This window comes from Streptomyces sp. NPDC030893 (assembly GCF_055571535.1).
Window position 1 is genome coordinate 631,140 of the sequence record NZ_JBVIFC010000002.1, and the last position, 16,248, is coordinate 647,387.

The following is a 16,248-nucleotide window of genomic DNA, read 5'->3' on the forward strand; positions in this document are numbered from 1 at the left end:
GTCTTTCCCCGCGTCCGTCTCCCTCTGTAACAGGCGTGTCTTAGGCGGCGGTTGAACGAAACGGCTGGCGAGCCGGGCGCCTCTTGTTGATCAGAAAGCGCTCGCCCCCACCGCGGGGCCGGCACCCCGACCAGCACCGAGGAAGACACCATGCGCCTGAACAAGATGACCATCGCTGCCCTGGCCGTCGTCGCGGGTCTCTCGCTCACCGCCTGCCAGAACGACGACGAGGCCGCCGGACAGAACGACACGCCCGCCGCTTCCGCCCCGTCGAACGGCGGCTCGGACCAGGGCGCCGGGAAGTCCCCGAAGGAGGCGGAGGGCTCGGTCGCCGGCACCGGCACCAACGAGGACGGCAAGATCGGCCAGTGCCGCACCGACGAGTTGGAGGTCAACGCGGTGGACCACACCGTCGAGGGCGACCCGGAGGGCCTGATCGCGGTGGAGTTCACCAACGGTGGCGGCCGCGACTGCACGCTCTCGGGCTACGCGGGTGTCGACCTGAAGACCGCCGCGGGGTCGCTGTCCGCGGAGCGCACCGGTGAGGACCCCGTCTCGGTCACCCTCAAGGACGGTGAGTCGGTGGCCTTCTCCGTCACCTACCCGGTCAACGACTCCGGCGGCTCCGGCGTCCGCGTCACGGGCCTGGTGGTGACCCCGCCGAACGAAACGAAGTCGGTGACCCTCGACTGGCCCGGCACCGCCACCCTGCCCGTCACGGACGGCTCCGGCACCCCGGTCAAGGTCGGCCCCCTCGGAAGCGCCGGCCAGGGCGGCTGACCAGCCCCCCGGGCAGGCACGGACTCACCTCGCCGAGAACATCGACACCCTCCGCCACGGAGTTCACCGCAAGCGGCCGAGCTCCATCTCGGCCCACACGGTCTTGCACGGAAACGGCCCCGGCAGCACACCCCAGCGGTCGGCCAGCTCCCCGACCAGCAACAGCCCGTAGCCCGACTCGGCAGGCTCCGGCGGAACCTCACCGGCCACGGGCACGCCCTCACCCCTGGGGTCGACCACCTCGACACGCAGCACCCCGCTCCCGGAGACGGTGAGCGTGAGCCGGAAACTCCGACCCGGGACACGGCCGTGCAGGGCGGCGTTCGCCGCGAGTTCGGCGACGATCAGCCGGGCCGGGTCCAGTGGCAGTTCCCAGGAGCGCAGTTGCTCGGCGGCCAGCAGCCGAGCGAGACGGGCGCCCCGGCGGCTGGCGGAGAGCGGCACGGTGAACTGGTGGAGCGGGGTCCGCGGTGCGGCGATTTCCTGATTCACATCACTCAGGGTGTTCGCGCGTGCGTAGCCTGTGAAGACGGACGTCCCGTGCGACCCGTGGCTGTCCGTGAGATGTCCGGTTTCCGTCCGGGCTGCCCGGGGTGACCGGAAGCGGACGGCCGGGGTTGATCCGGGGAAGGGCGCGACGGGAGGGCGGCGAACATGAGCGGGTGGGAAGCGGCGCTGGAGGACGAGGAGACCGGGGCCGTGATGCGTACGGTCACACGGCAGCTGAAGCTGTGGCGCGAGGCGGCCGGCCTTACCCAGGCGGAGTTCGGGGCGGCGATCAAGTACGGGGAGGAGACGGTCTCCTGCGTGGAGCGGGGGCGGCGGATCCCCCGGCCGGAGTACCTGGACGCGGCGGACGAAGTCCTGGGCGCGGGCGGCAAGATCGCTGCGATGAAGAAGGACGTGGCGGAGCTCCGATACCCCAAGAAGGTACGGGACTTGAAGAACCTGGAGGCGGAGGCCACCGAGCTGTGCGCCTACAACAACTCCGTCATCCATGGCCTGCTGCAGACCGAAGAGTATGCACGGGCGGTGCTCAGCGCCCGCCGCCCGCCCTTCACCGCCGACCAGTTGGAGCAACAGGTGTCGGCCCGCGTGGCACGACAGGAGATCGTCAGCGACACGACAGCCCGGGCCGTCTTCAATTTTGTCCAATGCGAGTCGACGCTTCGTCGGCCCATCGGAGGCAAGATGGTGATGCGCAGGCAACTCGAACGACTGTTGGAAGTCGCGGGGTTCCGCAACGTAGACCTTCAGGTGCTGCCCCTGAACCGCGAGGAGAACTCGGGGCTCGACGGCTCGTTCAGGTTGCTCAGGCTCAGGGACGGCGGCACGGTCGGTCATGTTGAGGTGGCGCACATCAGCCGTGTGATCGCGGAGCCGAAAGAAGTACAGCTCCTGGACATCCAGTATGGAATCATCCGGGCACAGGCTCTCAGCCCACGGGAGTCGATGGCCTTCATCGAGAAAGCGCTTGGAGAGACATGAAGCTGGAGTGGATAAAGAGCAGCTACAGCACGTCCAGCGGCCCCGACTGCGTCGAGGTGGCGGCCGTCCCCGACCACATCCTCGTCCGCGACTCCAAGAACCCGAACGGCCCCCGCCTCACCCTCACCCCCACCACCTGGGCGGCCTTCCTCCCGTACGCCTCCGACCGCTGACGCGAACGGGGCGGGCACAGCGTACGCACGCTGTGCCCGCCCCGCTGCTCGTCGCGATCAGGTCGTCGACCGGCGTCTCCGCGCCCCCGGGCGCCGCTCGCTCGGCCTCGTCACCGGGTCGCCCGCCTCGATCGCCGCCAGCCGGCGTCGCGCGCCGAAGTCGGCGAGGGCCTCCGCCAGCTTGTGGACCGACGGCTCGGGAGCCATCACGTCGACGCGCAGGCCGTGTTCCTCGGCCGTCTTCGCCGTCGCCGGGCCGATACAGGCGATCACCGTCACGTTGTGCGGCTTGCCGGCGATGCCGACGAGGTTGCGGACCGTCGACGACGACGTGAACATCACCGCGTCGAAGCCGCCGCCCTTGATCGCCTCACGGGTCTCCGCCGGCGGCGGCGAGGCGCGCACCGTGCGGTAGGCCGTGACGTCGTCGACCTCCCAGCCCAGCTCGATCAGCCCGGCGACCAGGGTCTCCGTGGCGATGTCGGCGCGCGGCAGGAAGACGCGGTCGATCGGGTCGAAGACCGGGTCGTAGGGGGGCCAGTCCTCCACCAGTCCGCGGGCGGACTGCTCGCCGCTCGGGACCAGGTCGGGGCGTACGCCGAAGTCGATCAGCGCGGCGGCCGTCTGGTCGCCGACCGCAGCGACCTTGATCCCCGCGAAGGCACGCGCGTCGAGCCCGTACTCCTCGAACTTCTCCCGCACCGCCTTGACGGCGTTGACCGACGTGAACGCGATCCACTCGTAGCGGCCCGTCACCAGGCCCTTGACCGCCCGCTCCATCTGCTGCGGGGTGCGCGGGGGTTCGACGGCGATGGTCGGTACCTCGTGCGGCACCGCGCCGTAGGACCTGAGCTGGTCGGAGAGCGACGCCGCCTGCTCCTTCGTACGCGGCACGAGCACCTTCCAGCCGAACAGCGGCTTGGACTCGAACCACGACAGCTGGTCGCGCCGGGCGGCGGCGGAACGCTCACCGACCACGGCTATCACCGGCCGGCCGCCCTCCGGGGAGGGCAGCACCTTCGCCTGCTTCAGCGTCTGCGCGATCGTGCCGAGCGTCGCCGTCCAGGAGCGCTGCCGGGTCGTCGTACCGGCGACCGTCACCGTCATCGGCGTATCGGGCTTACGTCCGGCGGACACCAGTTCGCCGGCGGTGGCGGCCACGGAGTCCAGCGTGGTGGAGACGACCACCGTGCCGTCCGACGCCCCGACCTCCGTCCAGCACCGGTCGGACGCCGTGCTCGCGTCGACGAACCGCACGTCCGCGCCCTCGGCGTCCCGCAGCGGCACACCGGCGTACGCGGGTACGCCGACCGCCGTCGCGATACCGGGGACGACCTCGAACGGCACCCCGGCCGAGGCGCACGCCAGCATCTCCTCGGCGGCGTGCGAGTCGAGCCCGGGATCACCGGACACCGCACGCACGACCCGCCTGCCGCCCCGCGCGGCCTCCATGACAAGATGTGCGGCATCCCTCATCGCGGGGAGGCTGGCGGGTGTTGACGCGCCGTCGACGACCGTCAGCTGGGGCGTGCCCGTGCCCGGAACCGACGGATCGGCCTCCGTGTGCACCTCGGCGACGCCCTCCCTCGCGTGCCGGCGTACGACGTCGAGGACATCGTGCTCGGCGACGAGGACGTCCGCGTTCGCCAGCGCCTCCACGGCGCGCAGAGTCAGCAGTCCCGGATCCCCGGGTCCGGCACCGAGGAAGGTGACGTGCCCGTGTTCGGGAGGGGCGGGAAGGGTGGTGGGGCTCAATGTGCTCGCTCCCCCATCAGACCGGCCGCGCCCTGCGCCAGCATCTCGGTGGCGAGTTCGCGACCGAACGCCATCGCCGCCTCGTGCGTCTCGGGCACGGGACCGGTGGTGGACAGCTGCACCAGCGTGGCACCGTCGGTCGAGCCGACGACGCCGCGCAGGCGCATTTCCTTGACAGACTGCCCGTCGGTCAAGAGGTCGGCCAGCGCCCCCACGGGTGCGCTGCAACCGGCCTCCAGGGCGGCGAGCAGTGACCGCTCGACCGTCACGGCGGCCCGCGTGAACGGGTCGTCGAGCTCGGCGAGCGCGGCGATGAGTTCCGCGTTGTCCGCGGTGGTCTCGATCGCCAGTGCCCCCTGGCCGGGGGCGGGCAGAATCGTGTCGACCGACAGGAAATCCGTCACCTGGTCGCTGTATCCGACCCGGTTCAGCCCGGCGGCGGCCAGCACCACGGCGTCCAGTTCGCCCTTACGGACGTACCCGATGCGGGTGTCGACGTTGCCCCGGATCGGGACGGTCTCGAAGTCCACGCCGTGGCTGCGCGCGTACGCGTTCAGCTGCGCCATGCGGCGCGGCGAACCGGTGCCGATGCGGGCGCCGCGCGGCAGGTCGGTGAGCTTCAGCGCGTCGCGCGTGACCATCACGTCGCGCGGGTCCTCGCGCACCGGGATGGCCGCCACGACCAGTTCGTCGGGCTGCGTGGTCGGGATGTCCTTCAGCGAGTGCACCGCGAAGTCCACCTCGCCGCGCGCCAGCGCCTCCCGCAGCGCGGCCACGAACACCCCCGTGCCGCCGATCTGCGCGAGGTGCTCGCGCGAGACGTCGCCGTACGTGGTGATCTCGACGAGCTCGACGGGCCGTCCGGTCACCTGGCTCACGGCATCCGCCACCTGCCCGGACTGGGCCATGGCGAGCTTGCTCCGCCGCGTCCCCAGCCTCAGTGCCTTCTCAGTCATCCCGGCCCTCGGTTTCTTGCGTTTCGCTTCTCGGTGCTTTCCCCGGCGCGGGAGACGGAGGCCACCGTCTCCGGGTCGAGGTCGAACAGGGTGCGCAGCGCGTCGGCGTACCCGGCGCCGCCGGGCTCTGCCGCGAGCTGCTTGACCCGTACCGTCGGTGCGTGCAGCAGCTTGTCGACCACCCGCCGCACGGTCTGTGTGATCTCCGCGCGGTGCTTGTCGTCCAGACCGGGCAGCCGCCCCTCCAGACGGGCGATCTCTCCGGCCACCACATCGGCCGCCATGGTGCGCAGGGCGACGACGGTCGGCGTGATGCGCGCCGCCCGCTGTGCCGCCCCGAACGCGGCGACCTCGTCGGAGACGATACGCCGCACCTGGTCCACATCGGCAGCCATCGGAGCGTCCGCGGAGGCTTCCGCGAGCGATTCGATGTCGACCAGCCGGACGCCGGCCAGCCGGTGCGCGGCCGCGTCGATGTCGCGCGGCATCGCGAGGTCCAGCAGGAACAGCACCGGCTCCGGGCGCGGCGGCTCGGCCACCGGCTCGGGGCGGCGCCGCTCGGGGATCCGGCCGACCGTGGACGCGGTCGCGGCGAGCGCGCCGATGAGTTCGGCGTCGGCCTCCGGGCCGCTCCGGCCGCCCGGGCGGCGGTCGACGGTCGTCCCCGCGGCCCACGCGGCGTGCTGCTCCAGCGTCGCCGCGTCCATACCGGCCACGGCGGCCTCACCCATCACGGAGAAGCCGGGCGGTACGGCGGACAGGTCGAGCGGGCAGTTCTCCTCGGCGCCGACGGAGGTGGGCGGCAGGGCGGTCTGCGCGGCGGAGGGCTGTGCGGCCGAGGCCCGCGCGGCGGGCGCCTGTGCGGCCTCCTCGTCGAGGTCGACGACGACGCGCCGCTCGCCGATACGGCCCTCGACCCCCGTCGCGACCGCCTCGGCCGTGAGGACCAGTCCGGTCGCGCCGGTGCAGGAGACGACGACGTCTGCACGTGTCAGCTCGGCCGGCACCGACGCCATCGGTACCGCGCGGGCCAGCACGTTCGTGTCGTCGCCCTCGGTGAGGATCTGGGCGAGCCGCTCGGCACGCTCGGGCGTGCGGTTGGCGACGACGACCTCGGCGACACCGGCCCGCGCGAGCGTGGCGGCGGCCAGCGAGGACATCGAACCGGCGCCGATGACCAGGGCCTTCCTGCCTTCGGCCCAGGTTTCCACGGGCGCGCCGAGGGCGAGCTGCTCCAGGCCGAAGGTGACCAGGGACTGCCCGGCACGGTCGATCCCGGTCTCGGAGTGGGCGCGCTTGCCGACCCGCAGCGCCTGCTGGAACAGGTCGTTCAGCAGCCGTCCGGCGGTGTGCAGCTCCTGCGCCCGGGCGAGCGAGTCCTTGATCTGGCCGAGGATCTGCCCCTCGCCCACGACCATCGAGTCCAGCCCGCAGGCCACCGAGAACAGGTGGTGGACGGCCCGGTCCTCGTAGTGCACATAGAGATAAGGAGTGAGCTCCTCCAGGCCGACCCCGCTGTGCTGGGCGAGCAGCGTGGACAGCTCGGCGACACCGGCGTGGAACTTGTCCACGTCGGCGTAGAGCTCGATGCGGTTGCAGGTGGCGAGGACCGCGCCCTCGGTGGCGGGCTCCGTGGCGACCGTGTCCTGCAGCAGCTTGGTCTGCGCGTCCACGCTCAGCGAGGCCCGCTCCAGCACGCTGACGGGCGCGCTGCGGTGGCTCAGTCCGACGACGAGGAGACTCATGCCGGCATCACGGCGGGTACGTCCCCGTCGGGTCCCTGGTCGGTGGCGGAGTCCTTGCGGGCGGCGGCGGCCGGGGCGGCGGTGTCGGCCGCGGCCTCCTCACCGGCCTTGCGCTGCTCGTGGAAGGCGAGGATCTGCAGCTCGATGGAGAGGTCCACCTTGCGCACGTCGACGCCGTCCGGCACGGACAGCACGGTCGGCGCGAAGTTCAGGATGGAGGTGACGCCGGCGGCCACGAGCCGGTCGCAGACCGGCTGGGCGGCACCGGCGGGGGTGGCGATCACGCCGATCGACACGCCGTTGTCCCGGATGATCGACTCCAGCTCGTCGCTGTGCTGCACCGGGATGCCGGCGACGGGCTTCCCTGCCATCGCCGGGTCGGCGTCGATCAGCGCGGCCACCCGGAAACCACGGGAGGCGAACCCGCCGTAGTTGGCGAGCGCGGCGCCGAGGTTACCGATGCCGACGATCACAACCGGCCAGTCCTGGGTCAGGCCGAGTTCACGGGAGATCTGGTACACGAGATACTCGACGTCGTAGCCGACACCCCTGGTCCCGTACGAGCCCAGGTAGGAGAAGTCCTTGCGCAGCTTCGCGGAGTTGACGCCCGCGGCGGCCGCCAGCTCCTCCGAGGAGACCGTCGGCACCGAACGCTCGGAAAGCGCGGTGAGGGCTCGGAGGTACAGCGGAAGCCGGGCGACGGTGGCCTCGGGAATCCCTCGGCTACGGGTCGCCGGTCGGTGAGTTCGGCCAGTTGCCACGGTGCTCCTGCGGGTAGAGCGGGGCTTCAGGCGGTCATACGTCAGGTCATACGTCCCCGGACCGCCCCGTCGGATGCAGGCTATGTCTTTGTGAACGCGTGCACAAAGATTGTGTCCGATTTGCCCGGCCAACGTGACGGGGGTCACGCAACCCCGGCGCACTCGCACGGAACCGGCGCCTGAGCACCACTGTTCCTTTTCTTTCGAGGGCAAAACCTCACACTCTCCTCTGTGAATCCCGCCCCCGAGACCATGCCGCCATCGATCCTAAGCGACTTTCCGCCAGTTTGGACTGGCCGGTCAGTCACTGAGTGCCTTGCGGAGACGATCCTCGTTCACCCGCCAGAAGGTGTGCTGCTCCCCGTCGACGAGCACGACCGGGATCTGCTCCCAGTACATGTCGTACAACTCCCTGTCCTCGGTGATGTCCTTCCCCTCCCACGGAACGCCGAGCTCTCCGCACACCTTCTCCACCACCACCTGCGCGTCGTCGCACAGATGGCAGCCGGGCTTGCGGACGAGGGTGACGAGCCGGTCCCGCGGAGCGGCCGGGGTGTTGCGGCGGAAAAGAGGGCTCATACGGGTCATTGTCGCGCGCGCCGTAACGGCGGGGACCCGCAGAGTTCACGACGCTCCAACCTCTCGGCTCCGGAACATCCCCACCGACTGGCTATGCTCACGCCATGGCCGCTCTCGGATGGCTCACCCCCCGTAGGCGCTCCGCCACGGCGCGGAGCGTGTTGGCAGGCGAGGCCTCGGCGGAGGCCGCACGCAAGTCCACCCAGGAAGTTTCCGAACGCGAACCCGAGTTCCCGGTCCCCGGCGACGAACGGGCCGCCGCGTTCTTCGACCTGGACAACACGGTGATGCAGGGCGCGGCCCTGTTCCACTTCGGGCGCGGGCTGTACAAGCGGAAGTTCTTCGAGACCCGCGAGCTCGCGCGGTTCGCCTGGCAGCAGGCGTGGTTCCGGCTCGCCGGGGTCGAGGACCCCGAGCACATGCAGGAGGCCCGCGACTCGGCGCTCTCCATCGTCCAGGGCCACCGCGTCGCCGAGCTGCAGTCCATCGGCGAGGAGATCTACGACGAGTACATGGCCGAGCGGATCTGGCCGGGCACCCGGGCGCTGGCCCAGGCGCACCTGGACGCCGGACAGCGGGTGTGGCTGGTCACGGCGGCCCCGGTGGAGATCGCACAGGTGATCGCCCGCCGGCTGGGGCTGACCGGCGCGCTGGGCACGGTCGCCGAGTCGGTCGACGGCGTGTACACGGGCAAACTGGTGGGCGAGCCGCTGCACGGCCCCGCCAAGGCGGAGGCGGTACGCGCCCTGGCGCTGGCGGAGGAGCTGGACCTCGGCCGCTGCGCCGCGTACAGCGACTCGCACAACGACATCCCGATGCTGTCGCTGGTGGGCCACCCCTACGCGATCAACCCGGACTCCAAGCTCCGCAAGCACGCCCGGCGCATGGACTGGCGGCTGCGCGACTACCGCACCGGCCGCAAGGCGGCCAAGGTCGGCATCCCCGCGGCGGCGGGCGTCGGCGCGGTGGCCGGCGGCACCGCGGCCGCCATCGCCCTCCACCGCAAACGCCGCTGACCGCAAGCAGCCTCGCACGTGACCGCGGGCAGTCGTGCCTCCCCGGAGGGGGTACCCCCGGGCCGGCGCGGGTGGGCGCAGCGGCACCCCGCAATCGCCGGGCTGCGCACCACCCCCCGCCCAGCAACCACCCCGGTCACCGGTCAACCCCGCGCACCCCACCCCCCGTACAGCCAGCCCCGCGACCGACCGCGACCAAATCCCCCGCCCCACCCATAAACGCCCCGAATCCAACTCCCGTACCCCGCAACCCCCCTGTTCAGTCGCGTTGGCTGCACACGGCCACAACTCGCCCCGCTCCCACCCCGAATACGAAACCTTCCGGTCAACAACCGGTCATCACCCACCGCTTGAACGAACGTCAACCGGATACAGAAGCGACGTAATCGATGATTTGAGCAACTCGGTGTAGCAGAGCCTGTACAAAGCGTTATTCTCCTCAGACGCAATCCGGGACCAACCCGTCGCTACGACGGGTGAACGGCCCCGCACTGCATGTACTGCACGTGATCGAAAGCTCTGCCTCTGGGAGTCCCGTGTACCCACACGTCGGGGTTGACGCCTCGGGCCTGGCTACGCTGCGCGCAACCGTCGCGACAGCCCGAGACATACTGCGCGCCGCCGTCCCCACCGCGCTCGCCGTCCCGGCATTCGCCACCGCCCCCGCCGGCCCGTGCTACGCCCTCGCCGAGGGCACCGCCGCCGTCGGCAGAAGAGGGAGGGGGACCACCACCCGCCGCCCCGCCGCCGACAGCGACAGCGCGCGGATGATGGACCTCGTGGAGCGCGCCCAGGCCGGCGAGGCCGAGGCCTTCGGGCGGCTCTACGACCAGTACAGCGACACCGTGTACCGGTACATCTACTACCGGGTCGGCGGCAAGGCGACCGCCGAGGACCTCACCAGCGAGACCTTTCTGCGGGCGCTGCGCCGCATCGGCACCTTCACCTGGCAGGGCCGCGACTTCGGCGCCTGGCTGGTGACCATCGCCCGCAACCTCGTCGCCGACCACTTCAAGTCCAGCCGCTTCCGCCTCGAGGTCACCACCGGGGAGATGCTCGACGCCAACGAGGTCGAGCGCTCCCCCGAGGATTCCGTTCTCGAGTCCCTGTCCAACGCCGCCCTCCTCGATGCCGTACGACGGCTCAACCCCCAACAGCGGGAGTGCGTCACGCTCCGGTTCCTCCAAGGTCTGTCCGTCGCCGAGACCGCGCGCGTGATGGGCAAGAACGAGGGCGCCATCAAGACCCTCCAGTACCGGGCCGTCCGCACCCTCGCCCGGCTCCTCCCCGACGACGCCCGCTGAGCGCGACACGCTCCGCGACAGCCAACTCACGGTATGTGAAACCCGGTTGGCTTCCTCATTCGGCCGCGCCCCGTCCGTAACCCAAGTGCCGCGCCGCTCGTTGTGCGGGATACAGGCTCCCTGTGGTCACCCCCTGACCGACTTTGATCACCCGATCGGGTGGCCTTGGCCGGGGTGGGAACCTTCAGGACCCCCTGGGGAGTCGACCGTCATGACGAGAGGAGGTGCCGCCAGTGATCGCGAACGTATCGGCGCACCGGCGGGCGAACGCCTTCGCCCAGGCCCTGGAGGAGCAGTCCGACCGGGGCGCGGCGGCCGAGCGGTCCGAAGGACCGGCATCGGCCCCGGCCGCCGGGGGCAGCGAGCAGGCGCGGCTGATCGCGCTGACCTCCGGCCTCGGCGCGCTGCCCAAGCCGGAACTGGACCCCGAGGTCAAGGTCGTCCAGCGGGCCCAGCTGGTGGCCGCGTTCGAGGCCATGCTCCAGGAGGGCACCGCGGCGGGCGAGGCGACGGATCAGGCCGTACCCGAACAGCGTTCGCGCCGGGCCCGGGGCGCACACCGGGCGAATCCCCTGGGCAAACTGCGGCCCCGCTCGCGGCTGGCCAAGGGACTCACCGCGGGCGGGCTCACCGTGAGCGTCGCCGCCGGCGCGTTCGGCGGAGTCGCCGTCGCCAGCTCCGACGCCCTGCCCGGCGACTCCCTCTACGGGCTCAAACGCGGCATCGAGGACGTGAAACTCGGCCTCGCCGACGGCAGCGACGAGCGCGGCCGGGTCTACCTCGACCACGCCTCCACCCGGCTCGGCGAAGCCCGCCGGCTCATGGAACGCGACCGCGGCGGCCCCCTCGACCACGAGTCACTCGGCGAGATCCGCCGCGCCCTCTCCGGCATGCGGCACGACGCCTCCGAGGGCCACCGGCTGCTGCGCGAGGCCTACGAGCGGGACCCCGACTCCCTGGGCCCCATGCAGGCGCTCTCCTCCTTCTCGCAGACACACCGTGCCACCTGGGGCACCCTGCGCGACAGGCTTCCGGTGCAGCTGGGAGACGTCAGTGAACAGGTCTCGTCGGTGTTCGACGCCATAGACCAGGACGTCGCCCCGCTGGAGTCCCTGCTGCCCCAGCCCCCGAGCGACAACACCCGCGACGGCACCCGGCCCAGCGACGCCGAGGCCACCCCCGGGAACACGCCGGAAGCCGGCCCCTCCCCGTCCCCCAGCGACGGCGACACCGGCGAGAGCGACTCCCGCACCGCCGACCCCTCCGGCTCCGCCGACCCCGACCGCGAGAGCGACGGACTGCTCGGCGGCAACACCGGCGGCCTCCTCGACCCGCCCAAGGAGAGCGGCCCCCACACCTCGCCGCCGCCCACGGGCTCCGCCACCCGGCCTCCCGCCCCCGACGTCACCCTTCCACCTCTCCTGCCCGGTCTCCTGCCGGGCCTGGGCATCGACGCCGAGGACGCGGAGTAGTGCCTGGGGGCGCCCCTCGGCAACGAGGGGCGCCCCCAGGAACGTACGGAATCGCCGCCGCCCAGAAGATCGCCTGGCTGGTCGCCTAGAAGAAGACCGACCGCCGCTGCACCAGCAGCTTGTAGAGCGTGTGCTGGATCTGCTCCCGGACCTGGTCCGTCAGGTTGAACATCAGCATCGGATCCTCCGCCGCCTCCGGCGGATAACCGTCCGTCGGAATCGGCTCACCGAACTGGATCGTCCACTTCGTCGGCAGCGGAACGGCCCCCAGCGGCCCGAGCCACGGAAACGTCGGCGTCAGCGGGAAGTACGGAAAGCCCAGCAGCCGGGCCAGCGTCTTCGCGTTGCCGATCATCGGGTAGATCTCCTCCGCCCCGACGATCGAGCACGGAATGATCGGCGCCCCCTGCCGCAGCGCGGTCGAGACGAACCCGCCCCGCCCGAACCGCTGCAGCTTGTACCGCTCGCCGAACGGCTTCCCGATGCCCTTGAACCCCTCCGGCATCACCCCCACCAGCTCCCCCTGCGCGAGCAGCCGCTCGGCGTCCTCCGCACAGGCCAGCGTGTGCCCGAGCTTGCGGGCGAGCTCGTTCACCACCGGCAGCATGAACACCAGGTCCGCCGCGAGCAGCCGCAGATGACGGTCGGCCGGATGATGGTCGTGCACCGCGACCTGCATCATCAGCCCGTCCACCGGCACCGTCCCGGAATGGTTGGCGACGATCAGCGCGCCGCCCTCCGACGGGATGTTCTCGACGCCCTTCACCTCGACCCGGAAGTACTTCTCGTACACCGGACGCAGCAGCGACATCAGAACCTGGTCGGTGAGCTCCTCGTCGTAGCCGAAGTCGTCGACCTCGTAGTCCCCCGTGAGCCGGCGGCGCAGGAACGCCAGACCGCTCGCCACCCGCCGCTCCAGGCCGCCGTCGCCGTCGCCCGCACCCCCCGCGGCGGCGGCCTCCCGGGGCTGCTCGTCCTCACCGCTCACCGGATCATCATCCTGCACGGACGCCATACCCGGCAGTGGCTGGACCTCCCCGACCGCCGAGGGCGGCCCGCCCCCCTGGCGCCGGCCCCCCGCGCTTCGGCGGCGCGACGGGCGCTGCGCGCCGCCCCCACGGGAGCGGTGGTCGTCGTCGAACGGAATGACCTTGGCGTCCGCCATCGTTGCTGCGCTCCTCAGTTGGCGCTCTGCGTAGGGGAGTGACCGCTGCCCGGCAGGGGCAGCGCGGCGATCCGGTCGACGGCCCCCGCGAGGGCCCGGGGCGGAAGCAGCCCGGGACCACGACTGCGCACGAAGTCCGCAAACGTTTCAGCAGTCGAGTACTTCGGGGTGAAGCCCAGGGTCTCCCGCATCTGATCCGTCGCCACCACCCGCCCATGTGTGAGCAGCCGGATCTGCTCGGGCGAGAAGTCCGTCATCCCCAGCGTACGCACCAGCGAGCCCGCCCAGGTGACCGCGGGAAGCAGCAGCGGCACCGTGGGCCTGCCCAGCCGCCGCGAACACTGCGACAGCAGCAGCACACCGTCACCGGCGATGTTGAAGGTGCCGCTGTTAAGGGTGCCCCGCCTCGGTTCGTGCGAGCCGATCCGCAGCACCTCGACGACGTCGTCCTCGTGCACGAACTGCAGCCGGGGGTCGTAGCCGAACACCGTCGGCAGCACCGGCAGCGAGAAGTACGAGGCGAGCGGGCTGTCCGCGGCCGGCCCCAGGATGTTGGCGAACCGCAGCACGCACACGGCGACATCGGGACGACGGCGCGCGAACCCGCGCACATACCCCTCGACCTCCACCGTGTCCTTCGCGAAGCCGCCGCTGGGCAGCGACTTGGGCGGGGTCGTCTCCGTGAAGACCGCCGGATCCCGGGGCGCCGAACCGTAGACGTTCGTACTGGACTTCACGACCAGCCGCTTGATGCTCGGCGACTTCTGGCAGGCACCCAGCAGCTGCATGGTGCCGATGACGTTGGTCTCCTTGAGCGCGGTCCGGCCGCCGCTGCCGAACGGCGTCCCCGTCACATCGAGGTGGACGACCGTGTCGGCGCCCGACTCGGCGAGCACCCGCGCGATGGTGGGCTGCCGGATGTCCGCCTGGACGAAGTCGGCGCCGCCCAGGTGATGCTCGGGCGGGACCGCGTCCACGCCGACGACCCGGTCCACCTCCGGATCCCGCTGGATCCGCCGCACGAAACGGCCCCCCAGCTGCCGGGCCACCCCGGTCACGAGCACGACCTTTCCCAAGATCCGCGCCTTCCTCTCGCCCTGCTCCCGACGGCCAACCTATAGGGTCACCGTCGCTCTGTGGTACCGACCGAATGCTTGAAGTGACGACGGCCCCGAACGTACGCATGCCGGGACCGGCACGGGGACGGGTGCCCGGTGCAGGGACGGGTGCCCCGGCGCGGGGACGGGGCCACCACGGATCCACGCGACCCCCACACCCGTACCCACCCCCCACACACGGCAGTGGCCCCCCACCGAACCACGGTGGGGGGCCACTGGACACGCTGTCGCGCTGTCGCTTACTTCTTGTTGCGACGCTGAACGCGCGTGCGCTTGAGCAGCTTGCGGTGCTTCTTCTTGGCCATCCGCTTGCGCCGCTTCTTGATAACAGAGCCCACGACTACCCTCGCTCACTTCTCATCACTCGGTGTTTGGGCGCCATGGGCCCACACGACCTACGAGGGGCCAGCCTACCCGCCCGAGCGCTGAGGTCGTAATCGAGGTGACCGGGGAGGCCCATGAGTGCCTTGTACGGGTCTCCCCGGCACGCCGTCAGGCGGTTTCCACCCCCACATAGCTCTCGCGGAGGTACTCGTGAACCGCTTGCTCCGGGACGCGGAACGACCGCCCCACCCGGATCGCGGGCAGATGACCGCTGTGCACCAGGCGGTACACGGTCATCTTCGACACTCGCATCACCGAGGCGACTTCCGCCACGGTAAGGAACTGAACCTCGTTCAGAGGCCTCTCGCCAGCTGCAGCCATGACACACCTGAACCTTCCGCACTCGACGGCCACCGGCTTCCCCTTCCGGTGACTCTTCGTCGCTGCGTGCTCACTCCCCAATGTAGGGGCGGGTGATGCGAGTGGGGAAGAGGTGCACCCATCGGCGGCCTACTGTGACAGACACGCTCGATTGAGTACGTAGCGGGCCAGCGGCAGGTAGTAATCGGACCGCACACCGTCATCAAGTGGAACGACCACGGAGACGACCCCTTCCGCCTCCCCGACGAACGGCGCCGGGTCGTTCACATCGGCCGGCCCGACGGCCTCGAACCCCAGCTGACCTGCCCCGCAGACCCAGCCGTGATCGCCGATCACCAGCTCCGGAAGCGGCCCGCCGGCGTCGGCCGCCGCGGCGAGCGCGGTCCGAACCGGCAGCGGGGAGTGCGTGTGTGCGCCCGGCTCACAACCGGGGCGCCCAGTGGTCGCGCTCCGGACGAGCCCGACTCCCCGTACGTAGTCGAGGTTGTGCGTACGTAGACCGAACCGGGTCGTTATGTCGACACGGCGACCCTGCGCCGGGGTGAGGACGGCACATCCCGCCGCCGACAAACCGTCTGCCAGAGCGGCGTAGAAACCGAGCAGCCGGTGGGGGTGACCGGTACCGAGCAGCACCGGCACACCACGCCGCGCGGCCGCCGCGAGCCGTTCCGCACAGGCGTCCAGTCCGGCCAGGGTGCGTTCGGGATCGATCACATCATGGCCCAGAACGTGCCCTGGTTCGGCCGGATTCCCGCACCTGTCCGCCATCAACGCGACCAGGTCCCGTTGGCTCCAGGCCCGTTCGGGGTCCAGCCCGATCAGCAGGCGCGGGTCCCGGGCCGCGAAGAGCCGGTAACTGCGCAGGCTCTCCTCCCGGGTGGTGCCCACCACCCCGGCGATCCGGGCGGTCAGAAGGTGCGCTCGCAGGCCGTCGGCGGTCAGTGGCACGCAAGCGATGGTGCGCGACACGGAGGCACCGCGCGGCCGGAACGGAGACAACACCGCACGGTTGGCGTAACGGCCGGAGGTGGAGCGGAGCCGCCAGGGGCGGGCCGCCCGGGGTGGAGCGGGGCGACCCGGGGTGGAGCGGGCCTGTCGCGGGGCGCTGAGCGGGCCCGCGCGGGATCAGCAGGTCCGCGCGGGATCAGCAGGTCCGCGCGGGATCAGCAGGTCCGCGCGGGATCAGCAGGTCCGCGCGGGATCAGCAGGTCCGCGCGGGATCAGCAGGTCC

Annotated in this window: 17 protein-coding genes; 6 read left to right on the forward strand and 11 right to left on the reverse strand. The window is 71.2% G+C overall.

The genetic code is table 11. The features are described from left to right. Positions 1 to 150: 150 nt before the first annotated feature. Positions 151 to 780 carry a DUF4232 domain-containing protein gene (locus ACZ434_RS07680; RefSeq protein WP_468452843.1) on the forward strand — a complete coding sequence of 210 codons (630 nt, stop codon included), beginning with the start codon at positions 151 to 153 and terminating at the stop codon, positions 778 to 780. A 63-nt stretch (positions 781 to 843) separates the two neighbouring features. Here ACZ434_RS07680 and ACZ434_RS07685 read toward each other — a convergent pair whose 3' ends face one another. Further along, positions 844 to 1,272 carry an ATP-binding protein gene (locus tag ACZ434_RS07685; protein ID WP_468452845.1) on the reverse strand — a complete coding sequence of 143 codons (429 nt, stop codon included), beginning with the start codon at positions 1,270 to 1,272 and terminating at the stop codon, positions 844 to 846. A gap of 162 nt (positions 1,273 to 1,434) precedes the next feature. Here ACZ434_RS07685 and ACZ434_RS07690 point away from each other — a divergent pair, with 162 nt between their 5' ends. Both ACZ434_RS07690 and ACZ434_RS07695 read left to right on the forward strand, forming a co-directional pair. Further along, positions 1,435 to 2,268 carry a helix-turn-helix domain-containing protein gene (locus ACZ434_RS07690; RefSeq protein ID WP_468452847.1) on the forward strand — a complete coding sequence of 278 codons (834 nt, stop codon included), beginning with the start codon at positions 1,435 to 1,437 and terminating at the stop codon, positions 2,266 to 2,268. Continuing rightward, positions 2,265 to 2,441: a DUF397 domain-containing protein gene (locus ACZ434_RS07695; RefSeq protein WP_468452849.1), complete on the forward strand. Its 177-nt coding sequence runs from the start codon at positions 2,265 to 2,267 to the stop codon at positions 2,439 to 2,441. Before ACZ434_RS07690 ends, ACZ434_RS07695 begins: the two co-directional genes overlap by 4 nt. A gap of 57 nt (positions 2,442 to 2,498) precedes the next feature. Here the strand turns inward: ACZ434_RS07695 and ACZ434_RS07700 are convergent, their stop codons facing one another. The 5 genes from ACZ434_RS07700 to ACZ434_RS07720 all read right to left on the reverse strand — a co-directional run bounded on the left by ACZ434_RS07700 (position 2,499) and on the right by ACZ434_RS07720 (position 8,237). After that, complete coding sequence (locus ACZ434_RS07700; protein ID WP_468452852.1) at positions 2,499 to 4,196, reverse strand: bifunctional uroporphyrinogen-III C-methyltransferase/uroporphyrinogen-III synthase; 1,698 nt, start codon at positions 4,194 to 4,196, stop codon at positions 2,499 to 2,501. Continuing rightward, entirely contained in the window at positions 4,193 to 5,152 is a 960-nt protein-coding gene (gene hemC / locus ACZ434_RS07705) for a hydroxymethylbilane synthase (RefSeq protein ID WP_468452854.1), read from the reverse strand. The genes ACZ434_RS07700 and hemC overlap by 4 nt, the downstream gene beginning before the upstream one ends. Beyond that, positions 5,149 to 6,897 carry a glutamyl-tRNA reductase gene (locus tag ACZ434_RS07710; RefSeq protein ID WP_468452856.1) on the reverse strand — a complete coding sequence of 583 codons (1,749 nt, stop codon included), beginning with the start codon at positions 6,895 to 6,897 and terminating at the stop codon, positions 5,149 to 5,151. The genes hemC and ACZ434_RS07710 overlap by 4 nt, the downstream gene beginning before the upstream one ends. After that, on the reverse strand, positions 6,894 to 7,658 hold the full coding sequence (locus tag ACZ434_RS07715) for a redox-sensing transcriptional repressor Rex (protein ID WP_468452858.1): 765 nt from the start codon (positions 7,656 to 7,658) through the stop codon (positions 6,894 to 6,896). The genes ACZ434_RS07710 and ACZ434_RS07715 overlap by 4 nt, the downstream gene beginning before the upstream one ends. Positions 7,659 to 7,958: 300 nt before the next feature. Beyond that, positions 7,959 to 8,237: a glutaredoxin family protein gene (locus ACZ434_RS07720; RefSeq protein WP_468452860.1), complete on the reverse strand. Its 279-nt coding sequence runs from the start codon at positions 8,235 to 8,237 to the stop codon at positions 7,959 to 7,961. Between the two features lie 104 nt (positions 8,238 to 8,341). Between ACZ434_RS07720 and ACZ434_RS07725 the strand changes: the two genes are divergently transcribed. From ACZ434_RS07725 to ACZ434_RS07735, 3 genes are all read left to right on the forward strand, one after another. Next, complete coding sequence (locus ACZ434_RS07725) at positions 8,342 to 9,253, forward strand: HAD family hydrolase (protein ID WP_468452862.1); 912 nt, start codon at positions 8,342 to 8,344, stop codon at positions 9,251 to 9,253. 536 nt (positions 9,254 to 9,789) lie between these two features. After that, positions 9,790 to 10,557, forward strand: coding sequence for an ECF subfamily RNA polymerase sigma factor, BldN family (locus tag ACZ434_RS07730; RefSeq protein ID WP_468452864.1), 768 nt, complete (start codon positions 9,790 to 9,792; stop codon positions 10,555 to 10,557). Positions 10,558 to 10,790: 233 nt separating this feature from the next. Continuing rightward, the gene (locus tag ACZ434_RS07735; RefSeq protein ID WP_468452866.1) at positions 10,791 to 12,029 is read left to right on the forward strand and encodes a DUF5667 domain-containing protein; all 1,239 of its coding nucleotides are present in this window, start codon (positions 10,791 to 10,793) and stop codon (positions 12,027 to 12,029) included. Positions 12,030 to 12,114: 85 nt separating this feature from the next. Here the strand turns inward: ACZ434_RS07735 and ACZ434_RS07740 are convergent, their stop codons facing one another. The 5 genes from ACZ434_RS07740 to ACZ434_RS07760 form a co-directional block, all read right to left on the reverse strand. Then, positions 12,115 to 13,194, reverse strand: a complete 1,080-nt coding sequence (locus ACZ434_RS07740; RefSeq protein ID WP_468452868.1) for a lysophospholipid acyltransferase family protein — start codon at positions 13,192 to 13,194, stop codon at positions 12,115 to 12,117. Between the two features lie 14 nt (positions 13,195 to 13,208). Then, on the reverse strand, positions 13,209 to 14,270 hold the full coding sequence (locus ACZ434_RS07745; protein WP_468452870.1) for an NAD-dependent epimerase/dehydratase family protein: 1,062 nt from the start codon (positions 14,268 to 14,270) through the stop codon (positions 13,209 to 13,211). 281 nt (positions 14,271 to 14,551) lie between these two features. Beyond that, positions 14,552 to 14,650, reverse strand: coding sequence for a 30S ribosomal protein bS22 (locus ACZ434_RS07750; protein WP_003948845.1), 99 nt, complete (start codon positions 14,648 to 14,650; stop codon positions 14,552 to 14,554). Between the two features lie 154 nt (positions 14,651 to 14,804). Continuing rightward, on the reverse strand, positions 14,805 to 15,017 hold the full coding sequence (locus ACZ434_RS07755; RefSeq protein WP_004984898.1) for a helix-turn-helix domain-containing protein: 213 nt from the start codon (positions 15,015 to 15,017) through the stop codon (positions 14,805 to 14,807). 129 nt (positions 15,018 to 15,146) lie between these two features. Further along, positions 15,147 to 15,965: a phosphatase gene (locus tag ACZ434_RS07760; RefSeq protein WP_468452872.1), complete on the reverse strand. Its 819-nt coding sequence runs from the start codon at positions 15,963 to 15,965 to the stop codon at positions 15,147 to 15,149. Between the last annotated feature and the right edge of the window lie 283 nt (positions 15,966 to 16,248).